12 protein-coding genes and 1 other RNA gene are annotated in these 14,649 nt (G+C 57.1%); 10 read left to right on the forward strand and 3 right to left on the reverse strand.

The window, feature by feature from the left end:
- Nucleotides 1–43: 43 nt before the first annotated feature.
- The gene (locus RAK1035_RS07995; protein WP_037297993.1) at nt 44–1,186 is read right to left on the reverse strand and encodes an HPP family protein; all 1,143 of its coding nucleotides are present in this window, start codon (nt 1,184–1,186) and stop codon (nt 44–46) included.
- Nucleotides 1,187–1,342: 156 nt separating this feature from the next.
- On the opposite strand from RAK1035_RS07995, the gene RAK1035_RS08000 reads away from it, so the two are divergent.
- The 10 genes from RAK1035_RS08000 (at nt 1,343) to RAK1035_RS08045 (ending at nt 11,769) form a co-directional block, all read left to right on the forward strand.
- The gene (locus RAK1035_RS08000) at nt 1,343–2,290 is read left to right on the forward strand and encodes a DMT family transporter (protein WP_037298130.1); all 948 of its coding nucleotides are present in this window, start codon (nt 1,343–1,345) and stop codon (nt 2,288–2,290) included.
- Nucleotides 2,291–2,951: 661 nt separating this feature from the next.
- Nucleotides 2,952–4,187 carry a transporter substrate-binding domain-containing protein gene (locus RAK1035_RS08005; RefSeq protein ID WP_037297995.1) on the forward strand — a complete coding sequence of 412 codons (1,236 nt, stop codon included), beginning with the start codon at nt 2,952–2,954 and terminating at the stop codon, nt 4,185–4,187.
- 85 nt (nt 4,188–4,272) lie between these two features.
- Nucleotides 4,273–5,142, forward strand: a complete 870-nt coding sequence (gene urtB / locus RAK1035_RS08010) for an urea ABC transporter permease subunit UrtB (protein WP_008281571.1) — start codon at nt 4,273–4,275, stop codon at nt 5,140–5,142.
- A 10-nt stretch (nt 5,143–5,152) separates the two neighbouring features.
- Nucleotides 5,153–6,265 (forward strand): urea ABC transporter permease subunit UrtC, encoded by a 1,113-nt coding sequence (urtC, locus tag RAK1035_RS08015; protein WP_008281572.1) that lies wholly within the window; start codon nt 5,153–5,155, stop codon nt 6,263–6,265.
- Between the two features lie 2 nt (nt 6,266–6,267).
- Nucleotides 6,268–6,996: an ABC transporter ATP-binding protein gene (locus RAK1035_RS08020; RefSeq protein WP_037297998.1), complete on the forward strand. Its 729-nt coding sequence runs from the start codon at nt 6,268–6,270 to the stop codon at nt 6,994–6,996.
- Nucleotides 6,997–6,998: 2 nt separating this feature from the next.
- A complete protein-coding gene (gene urtE / locus RAK1035_RS08025; protein ID WP_008281574.1) occupies nt 6,999–7,700 on the forward strand; it encodes an urea ABC transporter ATP-binding subunit UrtE in 702 nt (233 codons plus the stop codon).
- A 45-nt stretch (nt 7,701–7,745) separates the two neighbouring features.
- On the forward strand, nt 7,746–8,789 hold the full coding sequence (locus tag RAK1035_RS08030; RefSeq protein WP_008281575.1) for an aliphatic amidase: 1,044 nt from the start codon (nt 7,746–7,748) through the stop codon (nt 8,787–8,789).
- A 95-nt stretch (nt 8,790–8,884) separates the two neighbouring features.
- On the forward strand, nt 8,885–9,991 hold the full coding sequence (locus RAK1035_RS08035) for an AAA family ATPase (RefSeq protein WP_198133592.1): 1,107 nt from the start codon (nt 8,885–8,887) through the stop codon (nt 9,989–9,991).
- A gap of 16 nt (nt 9,992–10,007) precedes the next feature.
- The gene (locus tag RAK1035_RS08040) at nt 10,008–11,177 is read left to right on the forward strand and encodes a transporter substrate-binding domain-containing protein (protein ID WP_008281577.1); all 1,170 of its coding nucleotides are present in this window, start codon (nt 10,008–10,010) and stop codon (nt 11,175–11,177) included.
- Complete coding sequence (locus tag RAK1035_RS08045; protein ID WP_037298000.1) at nt 11,170–11,769, forward strand: ANTAR domain-containing response regulator; 600 nt, start codon at nt 11,170–11,172, stop codon at nt 11,767–11,769. The genes RAK1035_RS08040 and RAK1035_RS08045 overlap by 8 nt, the downstream gene beginning before the upstream one ends.
- A gap of 613 nt (nt 11,770–12,382) precedes the next feature.
- Here the strand turns inward: RAK1035_RS08045 and ffs are convergent.
- Both ffs and RAK1035_RS08055 read right to left on the reverse strand, forming a co-directional pair.
- Nucleotides 12,383–12,479: signal recognition particle sRNA small type (gene ffs / locus RAK1035_RS08050), an RNA gene on the reverse strand.
- Nucleotides 12,478–14,424, reverse strand: coding sequence for a bifunctional 2',3'-cyclic-nucleotide 2'-phosphodiesterase/3'-nucleotidase (locus RAK1035_RS08055; protein WP_083803329.1), 1,947 nt, complete (start codon nt 14,422–14,424; stop codon nt 12,478–12,480). The genes ffs and RAK1035_RS08055 overlap by 2 nt, the downstream gene beginning before the upstream one ends.
- Between the last annotated feature and the right edge of the window lie 225 nt (nt 14,425–14,649).

Raw genomic sequence — 14,649 nt, forward strand, 5'->3', positions numbered from 1 at the left:
ACTTGCGACTCGTCAGATCAGCATCAGGCCCAGGCATGATGTGTCAGGACCGCGCAGCGCGTCGGGCAAGTGCGGCGATAAGGTCTGTTCTTGTGACAATGCCAACGATTTTTCCATATTCTATTACGGGAACAGCATCAGTATCACCATCCGCCATAATAGGGAGGAGTGCTCCGATCGGGGTATTGGTCGTCACGCGCGGGACTGCGACGCTCATGATGTCACTTGCCGTCATCGGTCCTGCTCGATCACGGTCCAAAAGGCGCTTAAAGGATGGCAAAAAGCCACGATGCAGGCGCAGCGCATCTTCTCTGGCTTGACTGATGAGATGCATCTGAAAGATGACGCCCAGGAATTTTGTGTCTGGTCCCACGACGGGAAGCGACGTGAATCGATGCTTTCTGAAGATATCCGCGATCTCACCAAGCGTGGTGTCTGGATTCGCCGTGACAAGATTGCGCGACATGATGTCCTGTGCCGTCAAGGGGCCTGCGGAATGCGCAGCGGCCTGAAGTTCCGCCGCACCGATGAGCCGAGCCAGATCCTCGACACCGAGGTTGAATGATTGACTGAAGCGTTCAAGGATGCTGGTCAACTCGCCTTCTGAAAGGCCAAGCCGCTCTGTAGGATTGCGATCTTCTGTGCGATGGTTGCTTGGATCATCGAATTGCCGGAACGGATAATGCCGCCCGGTAAGTCTCGCGTATCCAGTCGCGAGCACGACAAGCGCGGTTGTTCCGATTGCGATAGGGGCCAGGGCAAACCAGAAACCCAGATGTTCAATTGCCTCTGGCGACATGGCGGCAGTCATCGCCACGGCACCTGCCGGAGGATGCAGCGCGCGGCATAAGATTGTCGCCGTGATCGCAAGACCAACAGCCAATGCGATTCTGAGGGCGATGTCCCCCACGACAAGGCATACGGCCACCCCGACAAGGGCACCAACAGTGTTGCCGACTATGGCGGACCAAGGCTGTGCAAGGGGGCTATTTGGCACGGCGAACAAAAGGACAGCCGATGCACCAAAGGGGGCCACGAGAAACAGACCCAGATCGAGATCAATCTGTGGCGACAGAAGGAAAAGCCCGGTCAGTCCAAGGCTAATGAGCGCTCCAACGCCTGCGCGCACAGCCTCCGCGCCGGAAACCCGGGCAACGGCTGGGCCGAGTGATCTCAGAATATGCAACTGCGCGACTCCCCTAAAAGATGTGCGCAGAGTTTCACCAGATTGTTACAGGTTCAATCAATCACACTGCGACACGCCGGCTAGCTGTACATCAAGGCTAAGCCATGCGTCGCAAAAAGGATAGACGCGCGCGGGGCAGCACCCTATGCGATGGCCATGACCAATACCTCCTCCGCCTCCCCGTCGACCGACCGCATTCTAGCGGGTGTCGCCCTGATGCTTGGGTTTTGCGTGACAGCACCCCTCCTCGATGTGGCGGCCAAGCTGGCATCGACCAGCGTACCAGTAGGACAGATCACCGCCGCGCGATTTATCGTGCAATGCGCGCTGATGACGCCGTTTGTTTTGATAATGGGGCTGTCCCTGCGGGTGCCGCGCGCGCACTGGCTGGCACTGCTGTTTCGTGCGGTGCTGCTCTTTGTCTCCACTTTCTGCTTCATCGCTGCGATCCGCGTGATGCCACTGGCCGATGCGCTGGCGATTGTGTTCGTTGCCCCGTTCATCGTGCTTTTGGTGGGCAAGTTCTACTTGGGCGAAGATGTTGGCCCGCGCCGCGTGGGCGCCGCGATGGTGGGCTTTGTGGGCGTCCTCTTGGTGATCCAGCCCAGCTTCGCTGCCTTTGGCGCGGTGGCGCTGTTTCCGCTGGGCACGGCGGTTGGGTTTGCGTTCTACATTCTGGTGACACGCGGGCTGTCACGGCGGATGCATCCCGTCACGTTGCAGTTCCACACCGGCCTGATCGCCAGCCTGCTCTGCCTCCCGGTGGTGATACTGGCCGAGGGCACGGGGATTGAGATGCTCGATCCAGTCTGGCCAGAGGGCATTGCATGGCTGTGGTTGCTGGGGGTCGGTTTTTTCGCCACGCTGAGCCATATGATGATGACGTATGCGCTGTCCCTTGCTCCTTCGGCCACGCTGGCACCTCTTCAATATCTAGAGCTGCCGGTGGCGACATTGCTGGGCTATCTGGTGTTTCGCGATTTCCCCAATGCGCTTACCCTTACGGGGATCGCTATCATCATCGGTTCGGGCCTTTACATGATCCACCGCGAACGGGTCACGGCCCGCCAATTGATGACCGAACGCGCCGCGCCACCGATTTGACGCGGATAAGATTGCTTGTTGAGCTTAATGAGAGCCGCTCGCTCTTGTGTGTTCTCAGTCCTTTCGCCTGAGATTTTTTCAAGCTAATCGAGACTTTCTGTCTCATTATTTGCGTGAAATCTCTTTAAATTCTACTCAAATTCTGTCTTTATGGAAGGGCCTCAACCGGGCCCAGAGCGACCAAGCCTTCCTACGTCGGCAGGGGTTTGTGAGTGCCCCCGCATCCCCGGGCGCGACCTCCAGAACGCCCGGGGATCTCTGGCAAGATTACCCAAAACGAGCCGGATGCGATATCCCACCCTATCCTGCGGTGACGACCTAACTGTCGATGTTTCGCCTCAAATCTGAACGGACAAGTATTCTGAAACTTGCCGTGTTTCTGATCAATCTGCACCTCTGAAATCAAGATTTCGGGCGGGTGCAGTTTTTAGAAACTCAAGTGACCTTTGCGAAAACTCTGTGTGTAAGCGAATGATATTAAACAAATAAATAATCTTGCAAAAATAAGCGTTCTGCTTAACGATTATTACAGGCTCAATTGCGAGTCTAAAAAGCCAATATGAGCAAAGAGGCTCTTCAACTGCGGTTCACACCGCGTTGAAGGGCCTTTTTTCGTTGCCGAATCAAACGGCTGCTCGGTTCCAACAGAGGAGAAGTCTGAATGAAACGTCGTGATTTTCTAGGAGGGGTCAGTGCGGTTGGGATGGGCAGTGCGCTTTCCGCCCCGGCACTTCTTTCGACGCTGAGCCGCGCCGCAGCGCAGGGCAGCGATATTCCCGTGGGTCTGCTTTTTTCCCTCACCGGAGCGGTGGCTGTTGTCGAAAGCACGCTGCATGATGCGGCCTTGATGGCGATTGAGGAAATCAATGCCGCCGGTGGTGTGCATGGCATGCAACTGCGTCCGATCATCGAAGATCCCGCCTCTGATCCCGCAACCTATGCCGACCGGGCGCGTCGTCTGATGATCCGCGACAAATGCGTCAGCGTGTTCGGCTCCTACACTTCGGCCAGTCGGCAGGCGGTTCTGCCGGTGACTGAGCAACGCAATAACCTTTACTGGTATCCGACGCTCTACGAGGGGCGCGAGTGCTCGCGCAACGTCATGTATGGCGGCGCTGTACCGAACCAGCAGCAGGACGATCTGATCCCCTGGGCGATCGAGAATTTCGGGCCGCGTTTCTACATGATCGGCAACAATTACGTCTATCCCAAGGAAGAGAACAATTACTGCAAGACCCTGTTGGCAAAGCATGGCGGCGAGGTGGTGCACGAAGAATATGTGCCGTTGGGTCATTCCGATTTCAGCTCGGTCATCAATCGCATCCGCGCCGAGGAACCAGACGTGATTTTTGCCACCGTGGTCGGTGATTCCGATGTGGCCTTTGCCCGGCAATATCATGCCGCAGAACTGGACCCGGCCAAGATGCCGGTCATCAGCCTTACACGCTCTGAGGTCGAGGTTAAGGCCATTGGCGGAGAGGCGGCTGCCGGTCACTTCTCGTCCGCGCCCTATTTCATGGGCACTCAGACGCCGGAAAACGAGCGCTTTGTCGAGGCATACAAATCCCGATATGGCGGGGATCAGGTGACGCATTTCGTCAGCGAAGCGGCCTACTTTCAAGTGTACCAATTCAAGGCCGCTCTAGAGAAGCTCGACCCGTCAAACATCACCCCAGAGGCGATCCGTGACGCCGCGGTTGGTCTGGCACTGACCGCCCCCCAAGGTGAGGTGCTGATTGATGAGAACCTGCACACCCATCTCTGGCCCAAGATCGGTCAGTGGCAAGCCAACGGTCAGGCCGAGGTTGTGGTTCAGTCCCAGAGCCGCGTCGCACCCCTGCCTTATGCCGCCTATGAGGGGCAGCGCTGCACGGGTCAGGGCCTCGTAGAAGGCTGAGCCGCAAGGCCAAACGTCGTCAACAACAAGAATACGGATCGCCCGGCCCCTCTATTTGGGCCGGGCCAGCGAGAGGCGTGTCTCGATGGACGTGATACTAAATCAGTTATTCGCAGGGCTGAGCATGGCTTCGATCCTGCTCATGATCGCTCTGGGGTTGGCGATCATCTATGGTGCGATGGGTGTCATCAATCTTGCGCATGGCGAGTTCGTGATGCTGGGTGCTTATGCGGCATGGGCCCTGCAGAGCTATGCCGGCTTTAGCATCATCGTGGCGCTGCCCTTTGTTTTTATCGCCGTCGCCGCTGTGGGTTGGATCATCGAAAAGGTGATCGTGCAACGCCTTTACCACCGCCCTCTGGACACGATCCTAGCGACCTGGGGGATCGGCATTATCCTGCAGCAACTGGTGCGTCTGTCGGTCGGCGCCGAGTCGCGCTTTGTCAAAGGCCCCGAGATCCTGAGTGGAAACACTCAGATTGGCGGCCTGATCATGTCAAACTACCGCTTGTTTGTGATCGTTTTCTCGCTTTCCGTTCTCGCCGCGTCTTGGGCACTCATGACCAAGACAGAGTTTGGCATGAAGCTGCGCGCCGTCATTCAGAACCGCAAGATTTCTGAATGCTACGGGATAGAGGCAAAGAATATATACTCATTCACCTTTGCCTATGGTGCGGGGCTTGCGGGCATCGCCGGCGCACTCATCACCCCGCTTTTCAGCACAATCCCCACCATGGGCACTGGCCTGGTGGTGGATGCCTTTCTTGTCGTCATCGTCGGGGGCCTTGGCAGTCTTTTGGGGGCGGCCACCGCATCCGTTCTTATCGGTGAGGCAACGGCGCTGTTCTCAATGCTGTTCAATGACACGTTGGGGCGCATCGCGGTCCTTGCGGGGATTATCGTCCTGATCCGGTTCCGCCCGCGTGGCCTCTTCCCATCCAATACCCGCCGTTGAGGAGCGCACTATGACAACCAGATTATACTATGACCTCGCGGCACTGGTCCTCTTTGCCCTTGTGATCGTGCTTGGTGTTCCCGCGCTGATGGGCTTTGACGGGTTTGAGCTGAATACCTTTGCCCGTTATCTCGCATTGGCGATTGTTTCACTGGCCCTTGCCCTGTCTTGGGGAAGCGCGGGGTTGCTCAACCTTGGTCAGGCTGCAACCTTTGGCATGGGATCTTATGCCATGGCCATGCATCTCAAGCTGAAGGCCAGCGGCGAGGCATTGCCGGATTTCATGGGCTGGAACAATGTTCCGGAACTGCCGTTGCTTTGGGCTCCGTTCCACTCTCTCGGCTTTACCCTGTTGGCCGGGCTCCTGGTGCCGGCATTCGTGGGGGGGCTGATTGCGATCTTCATGTTCCGCGCGCGAATTGCCGGCGTCTTTGTCGCGATCATTACCTTGGCCTTTTTGGTGGCGTTTCAACTGGTCGTGATCGAGCAGCAAGGGATCACGGGCGGGCAAAACGGCCTGACGGGATTGGCCCCCCTCAGCCTGATGGGATGGACGGTCGATACCTACGGAGTGGGGTTTTACTACCTTGTTGCCGGTTGCTTGATGGCGGCGGTTACGTTTGGCCTCTATCTCACGCACAGCAAGTTCGGCTTGATCCTGCGCGCCATCCGTGAGGATGCCGATCGTACGCGGTTCTTTGGCTATAACGTGGCCAATTACCAGACGGTGATCTTCTGTATTTCGGCCGCGCTCGCTGGTTGGTCTGGCATGCTCTACACGCTGGTGCTGGAATTCGCCTCGCCCACTTACATGAGCGTCTCGTTCAGCTTGGCCATCGTTATCTGGTGCGCAGTGGGCGGGCGGGACTCGGTCATCGCAGCGGCGATTGGCGCGATTATCGTCAACCTGCTCGAAGGGCGCCTTTCCGACGTGTTCGTCGAAGGCTGGAACCTGATGCTTGGCGTGATCTTTGTTCTGGTCGTCATGTTTATGCCGCGTGGGCTTCACGGGGTGATCAGCGACCTTTGGCAAGGGCTGTGCCAGGGCATGCGCAAAGATCGCACGCCCTCTTCCACCCCAAATCGCGGCGCGCAGCCGGTCAAATCTGGACAGGAGCGATAGCGATGAGCCAACTGCAAGTAACGAACCTTCAAGTGGATTTTGGCGGATTGCGCGCCGTTGATGGGCTGAGCTTTGATGTGGCCCAAGGCGAGATCCTTTGCCTTCTTGGTCCAAACGGCGCTGGCAAATCGACAACGCTTGACCTGATTTGCGGCAAGACCCAACCCACAGGCGGCTCGATCCGCTTTGAAGGTACGGAAATCTCACAGATGCTGGAATTCCGGCGTGCGCGTCTGGGGATCGGGCGCAAGTTTCAGGTGCCGTCCGTCTACAAGGAACTGACCGTCGCCGAAAATCTGTCAGTCGCGCGGTCGCGTCGACCGGGAATCTGGCACGCTCTCACGCGTTTTGCATTGTCAGACGGGCATGCAGCGGCCCCTATCCTCGAACGTGTCGGGCTGGAGGCAAAGGCAAACGATCTTGCGGGAAACCTGTCTCACGGCGAGACCCAATGGCTCGAAATTGCCATGCTGATTGCGCAGGACAGTCGGTTGATCCTGATGGATGAACCCACCGCAGGGATGACCATTCAGGAAACCGAGCGCACAGCCGAAATCTTTCGTGTGCTCTCGGACAGTCACACACTGATCGTCGTCGAGCATGACATGTCCTTTGTGCGCACCGTCGCTGACAGGATTGTGGTCATGAACCGTGGGGCCATGCTGGCGCAGGGTACGATCCAAGAGATCGAGACCAACGAAGACGTCAAAACCGCATATCTGGGGCATTGATCATGGAAACCATGCAGGCAAAGGACCTCTATTCCTTCTACGGCAAGAGCCCGGTGATACAGGGCGTCTCGTTTGACTTGGAGCCCGGCGAGTTCTTGGCAATCCTCGGGCGGAACGGCGTTGGCAAGACGACACTTCTCAAGTCGATCATGGGGCTAACAGACCGTTGCGATGGCGGGCTCATTTTTGGCGAGCAGGACCTTTTGAGCCGAAGCACATCGCAAAGGGCAAAGCTGGGCATCGCGTATATCCCCCAAGGTCGCGAGATCATTCCGAACTTTACGGTTCGGGAAAACATCGTGATGGGCACTTTTGCCCGTCCTGACGGCAAGCGGGAAATTCCCGACTACCTCTTTGAGATGTTCCCAATTCTCGACGAGTTTATCGGGCGCAAGGGCGGCGATCTGTCGGGCGGACAACAGCAGCAACTGGCCATTGCGCGGGCCTTGGCGATGGATCCCAAAATCCTCATCCTCGACGAGCCGACCGAAGGCATCCAGCCCAACATCGTCAAACAGATCGAGGACGCCATTATCCGCCTGAATAGAGAACGCGGACTTGGGATCATTCTGGTCGAACAGAACGTCCCCTTTGCCCGCCGAGCATCTGACCGGTTCATGGTGCTCGACAAGGGCCGCGTTGTTCTAAGCGGGCTCAGCAAGGATCTCACCGACTCTGTCGTGGAGAAGCACCTGACCTTCTGAAGGTCAGGCAATCAGCAATGAAGCGCATCAAGGAAAGGAAAAGACATGAGACATGGTGACATCTCCAGCAGCGATACCACGGTTGGCGTGGCGGTCGTGAATTACAAGATGCCCCGGCTCCATACCAAGGCCGAGGTTCTTGAAAATGCCCACAAGATTGCGGACATGATCGTCGGCATGAAGCGGGGGCTTCCCGGTATGGATCTCGTGATTTTCCCGGAATACAGCACCCAAGGCATTATGTATGACCCCGACGAGATGATGGAGACCGCAGCCACCATCCCCGGCGAGGAGACCGAGATCTTTGCGGCTGCTTGCCGCAAGGCGAACACTTGGGGCGTGTTCTCGATCACTGGCGAACGCCATGAGGATCACCCCAAGAAAACCCCGTACAACACGCTGATCTTGATGAATAACAAGGGTGAAATCGTGCAGAAGTACCGCAAGGTGCTGCCTTGGAACCCGATCGAGGGCTGGTATCCCGGTGACAAGACCTATGTCTGCGATGGTCCCAAGGGACTCAAGGTCAGCCTCATCATCTGCGACGATGGCAATTATCCCGAAATCTGGCGGGACTGCGCCATGAAAGGTGCGGAACTCATCGTGCGGTGCCAAGGCTATATGTATCCGGCCAAGGACCAGCAGGTGATCATGGCCAAGGCCATGGCTTGGGCCAACAACACCTATGTCGCTGTCGCTAATGCGGCGGGGTTTGACGGGGTCTATTGCTACTTTGGCCATTCGGCGATCATCGGCTTTGATGGGCGCACTTTGGGCGAATGTGGCGAAGAGGAAATGGGCATCCAATATGCACAGCTCTCTATTCCTGAGATCCGTGATGCCCGCGCCAATGACCAGTCGCAAAACCATCTCTTCAAGCTTTTGCATCGTGGCTACACAGGCATCCATGCCTCGGGCGATGGCGACAAGGGCGTGGCCGAATGCCCGTTTGAGTTCTACCGAAACTGGGTCAACGACGCAGAGAAAACCCGAGAGCAGGTGGAATCCTTTACCCGCACAACTGTGGGTGTGGCATGCTGTCCTGTCGGCGGTTTGCCAACGGGGGCCAAGGAAAAAGAGGCGAATTGACCGGCCTCTTGCCCTCATTGGGAACGGCGCCTCAGTGCGCCGTTCCATTTCCTCTCTAAGCTTCTGGAAATGCCATGCCTTTTTTGACGGACCGCTTGCACGACACCGCCCGCCAGCAAAAACTTGCGTCAGCACTGGCCGACGAGAATGCCCGTATGACTGGCGCATCGTCTACCAAGGGCACGACACCAAACGCAGGCTTGCAAACTCGGTTTACTTTTGACCTCGACCAGGTCGAAGCCGAGTTGCGGGCGGCCATAATCGGGCAGGACGAAAGTCTCGAACAGCTTCTGGAAATTCTCAAGGTGGTCCGCGCCGATATCGGAGACCCCCGCAAACCCTTGGCGACAATTCTGTTCTGCGGGCCAACTGGCGTTGGTAAAACCGAGACCGTTCGCACCTTGGCGCGTGCGCTCTACGGGGATGCCGATGCGTTTTGCAGGATCGACATGAATACGCTTTCGCAAGAGCATTACGCCGCTGCCCTCACCGGTGCTCCGCCGGGTTATGTGGGGTCTAAAGAAGGAACGACCATTCTCGATCAGGAAAAAATCGAGGGCACACGCAACTTGCCGGGGCTTGTTCTATTTGACGAACTTGAAAAGGCAAGCAATGAGGTCGTGCTCGCCCTCATGAATGTCTTTGATAACGGGCTTTTGACTGTGGCCTCTGGCGAACGCACCTACTCGTTCCGGAATGCGCTTGTGTTCATGTCCTCGAACCTCGGGGCTCGGGAACTGATGGCCTTGGATGAGAACAGCGGTAATCTTTGGCAGCGTATCAGGAACTCTGGCAAGTCGCGGCGTGAACGTGCCCACGATATCGTGATGAACAGCCTCTTGGATCGGTTCCCACCAGAACTTGTCAACCGGATAGATCATGTTGATACATTCAACTGGATATCACGCGACAAGATGCCAGCTCTGGTTGATGTCGAGATGGCCAGGTTGAACCGTAGGCTCAGGAAACATGACCTGTCGTTGAGTATCAGCACAACCCTGAGGGATTTTCTTTCGGTAGAGGGATATGATAAGCGGTTCGGCGCGCGAGGGCTACGCCGGGCCATCCGGCGCAAGCTAGAATTTCCATTGGCAGGTTTTCTGCTTGACGGGCCCGCCCCGGATGCACCCGCCTCTGGTCAGGCTATGACCTTGGTGTTCGCAGATCATAAAGATGGCCAGGTCCAGTTCCAATACTCCTGAATGAAGGCATCAATACGTGACACAAAAGGAAAGCTGGAAGATCGGATTGCTCTTTTCAACGACGGGCGTCACCTCGATCATTGAACAGTCGCAGCTGAATGGCGCGTTGCTCGCCTTGGATCAGATCAACGCGCGCGGCGGTGTGCGCGGACGCCCACTTGAGGCGGTCAGCTATGACCCCGGCTCGATTGTGACCCAATACGGAGAGTTGGCCGAACGCCTGATCGTGGACGACAAGGTAAGCGTCATTTTCGGCTGCTACATGTCGTCGTCGCGCAAAGAGGTTTTGCCAGTCGTCGAGCGCCGGAATGCCCTGTTCTTTTATCCCACGCTTTATGAGGGTTTTGAATATTCGCCAAATGTCATCTATGGCGGGGCCTGCCCGAACCAGAACAGTGTGCCGCTAGCGAACTACCTGATGAGCGCTTACGGTAAGCGGATTTTCTTTGTCGGCTCCAACTACATCTACCCCTACGAATCCAATCGTGTGATGCGCAATGTCCTAAGGCAAGGTGGCGGCGAAGTCGTTGGCGAGCGGTATTTTGATCTTGAGACGCGCGCCGAGGGGTTCCGCGCTGTGCTCGATGAAATCCGGGATGCGCAGCCAGATGCGATCTTTTCAACAATCGTGGGTCAGTCCTGCATCGAGTTCTACCGTGCCTATCATGCTGTGGGTGGCGATGGACGGGTTTGTCCGATTGCCAGTCTTACCACGAACGAAGGGGAAATCAGCGCTATCGGCGCTGAGGCCGCCGTTGGCCACATCACAGCCGCCCCCTATTTCCGGTCGATCAGTTCCTTGGCAAACCGTCGCTTTCTGAAGGCCTATGAACAGAAATTCGGTTCCACTATTGATGTCACCAGTTGCTGCGAAGCGGCTTATAGTCAGGTGCATCTGTTCGCGGCAGCGTTAGAGGAGACCGGGGAAATGGATACTGATTGCCTGCGAGAGGCCTTGTTGGGCGAAGCCTTCGATGCGCCCCAAGGCCAGATCAAGGTCGATCCGGACAATAACCACACCTATCTGCAATCCCGGATAGCTGTGGTCAACTCTGAGGGAGAGTTTGAAATCGACCTCAAGGTGCGTCGCGCGATCAAGCCGGACCCCTATCTCGTTTACCCGGCGATCCATGATTGGAGCTTTCGCACGCATAAGGTAACGACAAGCGGCGGGCGTCATGCATGACCTGATCCAGGACTTACGGGATCAAAACGTTCTCTTGGTGCATCCGCGTGACCGTAGCGCAGATGAGCTTTTGCAGCAGGTAAACAGGATCGGCTGTAGTTTCGAACATATGTGGCCGCTACCCCGGACCCTACCGGACAAGTTCGATATGGTTTTCGTAGACGTCACGGACCAATCACCGCAGGAATTGAAAGCATTTCTTGACCGGCGCGAACGCCCGATCACGACGATTGCCATTGTCGGCTATGAAAACCCATCCACGTTGGATGTCATTCTAGAGATTGGCGCCCATTCGGTATTGATGAAACCCGTGCGCGCAGCAGGCGTGCTGAGCAGCATGTTGATGGCTCGGCGATTTCAATCGGAACAAGTGCGCTATGAAAAAGATCTGTCGAAGCTGCGCGAAAAACTTGAGAATGTTCAGAAGGTGAATGATGCCAAGTTTATCCTCATGCGGCACCGGGGTATCACCGAGCGCGAAGCCTATGATCTCATCCGCAAACAAGCGATGGCAAAGCGTACAACGACCACCGAGATTGCACAGTCCATCATCAATGCAGAGAGCATCCTGAGTAACATGGGCGACACCTAGAGCTGTCGTTCTCCCTTTCTCTCCAACCGACATCATTCCCCTAGGTCGAAGGTGGCTAGTGTTTCAGCCTGCAAAAGACTGAGCCCGCAGAGCCGCGTTCTTGGCCGCGTGATGATACTCTTTTGGCATGTGAAGGCTCAGTTTTCCCCGCCCGTTCAAAGCCATGTGTCAGGTCGCTTTTGATGCGCTTTTGGAAGCTGCGGCAGCCTGCCGCATTGGACTGCGGCGCTTTGCTCTAATTTCAAATAATGAAATCATCAAAGTGGGAGACACCAAATGTTCAAGGGCCTAGGAATTTCAATCGGTATCATTTGCACAGGTATGCTGGGCCTGCCCGCCTTGATATTGGCGGCTCTATAACGCTGCTGACTGTGGAACGCCGCGCTTTTAAATGCCTGTCTGAGAAGGCATGACTCGCGTCGGCCAAGAACCAAATGAGCGAGCGTGAGATTGCTTGCCCCGCATCTTGGGGGTAAAGGTCGCATTTGCGTGCGGCATCTTGCTCAATTTGTCCACCACTCTGAGCATATTTCTTTGCTAAAGATAGTGACGAAAGAGAAACTACAGCCCCGTTTTTCAACGGGGTTTTTCTTTGGTGACCTAAGGGGGATAGGGTGAGAGGCTGGACAACGACCCAAGCGGGGCTCGTTACGGCTGCTTCCTTCCGGACCTGACCGGGTTGGCGAGGTGCCTGCCCGCGCCAACCTCTCAACGGGTGATATAGGCCGCTGCTGCGGGATGCGCAAGGGTAGGCTGGGCAAACGGCAAGGGCATGCCGAGACGTAAGAACCCCGCGTCCGTAAGGCCGAGGTCTACGGCGTCCAAGGCGGCGATGTCGGCGGGATGGGCGCGCAGGCCGGGGCCAGTCTCTATCGTGACGCGGGTTCCGGGCTGGGGCGCAAAGCGCCATGTGGGGCGCGGTGCCGGTACGACCTGGCCCACCGCCGCAACATGATCGGCCAGCAGATCACGCACCGTGCGGGTGCCGGAGTAGATCAACCCTCGTTCCGCCAGAGGCGCAAACGGCCCGCCGCCGTGCGCGCGATAGCTATTGGTGGCTATGATGAAAGGCGTGTCTGGGCGGACAGGCTTGCGCGCAAAGCATAAATCTTGGATGCGCGCCGCCTTGGGATGAATAAGCGCACCAGAAAGATCGTAACGGGCTGGCTGACTTAGGTCGATGGTATAACTAAGCCCGTCGATCACATCGAAATCATACCCCGGCACGCTTGGATCAAGCAGTGGCTGATCGGGCAGGCCGGGGTTGATTTGGTTAAAGCAGATGGCGGCGCGCTCCAGCCAGTCGCGCAGGTCTGCCCCCGTAACCAATAGACCGCAGAGCGTGTTGGGAAAGCTATAGAGATCGGCTATGTGCCGCAGAAGAAGCGGGCCTTTGGGAATATCTGTGAAATGCGCAGGGCCCCCACGCCCACCGGTTTTGAAGGGGGCGGAGGCAGAGAGCAGCGGCAGCCCGGCGTGCGGGCTATTGGCCAAGGCCAAAGTCAAGGCGCGGCGCTGCGCGTCATTGACGAGATGCAGGATCGGATCGTCGCGCAAGAGGGTGAGATAACTGTGGAGTGGAGCCGCGGTTTGGCCGATCTCACGCGCTGTGAGGGCGAGGGTGTGACGATGCGCGGCGTCGGCAGCGATGCAGATTGCTGGGCAAGGTTGCGCGCTGGACACAGCCAAAAGACGGGAGTCATGCCCAGTCACCTGCCATGCGTTGCCATCGTGGGTCAGGGTCAGGTCAAGCTGACCGAGGTGGTTGCCGCGAAATCCCGCCATCAGGCAGGGTGTATCGTGGAGGGTGCCGTTGCTCGCGTTCGCTCCGGCTATGCCATTGTGATCGGTGCTGGGAAAGCTTTTGTGGCTGTGGCCTGCCAGAAGCGCGTCGATGCCGGGCAGGCGGGCAAGCGCGCGGGCGGCGTTTTCCATAAAGGGGCGGTCGGGGCCGGGGTCGATGCCGGTATGGGCCAAGAGCAGAACCAGATCCGCCCCCAAAGCGCGCAGGGTGGGCACCCAAGCCCGCGCGCTCTCGACCATATCGCGCACGTCAATCCGGCCCGATAGACGCGCGTGATCCCATGTCAGGATTTGTGGAGGCACAAGGCCTAACAGACCAATCCGCAAACTATGCGATCCACCATCGCGATCCTGCATCTGTTTGTTGAGCAGCAGATAGGGTGGCAAAAGGGTTGTATCGTCGACCGGCGTCCCGCCACGGCGCGTCAGCACATTACAGCAGGTCAAGGGAAAGCGTGCCTGAGCCAGCGTGTCCATCAGCCAGTCAAGGCCAAAATTGAACTCGTGATTGCCAAGTGTACCCGCATCATAGCCGATATCGTTCATCGCCGCGAGGATTGGATGTGGTCCGGTCCAACCGTTATCGGGTTGTGCAGTAAGATCGGTGAGCGGCGTGCCCTGCAGAAAATCGCCGTTGTCCAGAACCAGGCAATTTTCGGCTCCGACTTCGGATCGTGCGCGCTTTATCTGTGTTGCAAGCCGGGCCAGACCCCACGGGCGGTCGGGCTGGTTGGTGTAATAATCAAAAGGCAGAAGGTTTCCGTGGACATCGGTGGTCTGCAATATCCGCAGGCACAGGGTGGCGCCACAGGCGGACAAAGGGGGCGTCTGAGTAATGGTGGATTCGGTCAAATCGTCTACGCTCTGAGGCCGGGTTCACGCCCGGAGGTGCCGTGGAATTCAAACCGCCTTTGCTGGCTGCAATCATAATAATTGCCAGAGGCTTAGGCAGGTTTGCACGTCTGCGTGTCCTGGGCAATACACTATAAGTTGCAAACTGTCATGTGCCCATGCTTTGTGCCCCTTGGGGCTTGTCTTGCGTTCATGGGCGTTGTGTAGAGGGGCAGGCAAAGGAGA

This window comes from Roseovarius sp. AK1035 (assembly GCF_003288315.1).
Classification (GTDB): domain Bacteria; phylum Pseudomonadota; class Alphaproteobacteria; order Rhodobacterales; family Rhodobacteraceae; genus Roseovarius; species Roseovarius mucosus_A.

Coding starts and splice junctions, on each gene's coding strand:
- RAK1035_RS08000 (WP_037298130.1), top strand. CDS start 1,343: ATGACCAATACCTCCTCCGCCTCCCCGTCGACCGACCGCATTCTAGCG.
- RAK1035_RS08005 (WP_037297995.1), top strand. CDS start 2,952: ATGAAACGTCGTGATTTTCTAGGAGGGGTCAGTGCGGTTGGGATGGGC.
- urtB (WP_008281571.1), top strand. CDS start 4,273: ATGGACGTGATACTAAATCAGTTATTCGCAGGGCTGAGCATGGCTTCG.
- urtC (WP_008281572.1), top strand. CDS start 5,153: ATGACAACCAGATTATACTATGACCTCGCGGCACTGGTCCTCTTTGCC.
- RAK1035_RS08020 (WP_037297998.1), top strand. CDS start 6,268: ATGAGCCAACTGCAAGTAACGAACCTTCAAGTGGATTTTGGCGGATTG.
- urtE (WP_008281574.1), top strand. CDS start 6,999: ATGGAAACCATGCAGGCAAAGGACCTCTATTCCTTCTACGGCAAGAGC.
- RAK1035_RS08030 (WP_008281575.1), top strand. CDS start 7,746: ATGAGACATGGTGACATCTCCAGCAGCGATACCACGGTTGGCGTGGCG.
- RAK1035_RS08045 (WP_037298000.1), top strand. CDS start 11,170: ATGCATGACCTGATCCAGGACTTACGGGATCAAAACGTTCTCTTGGTG.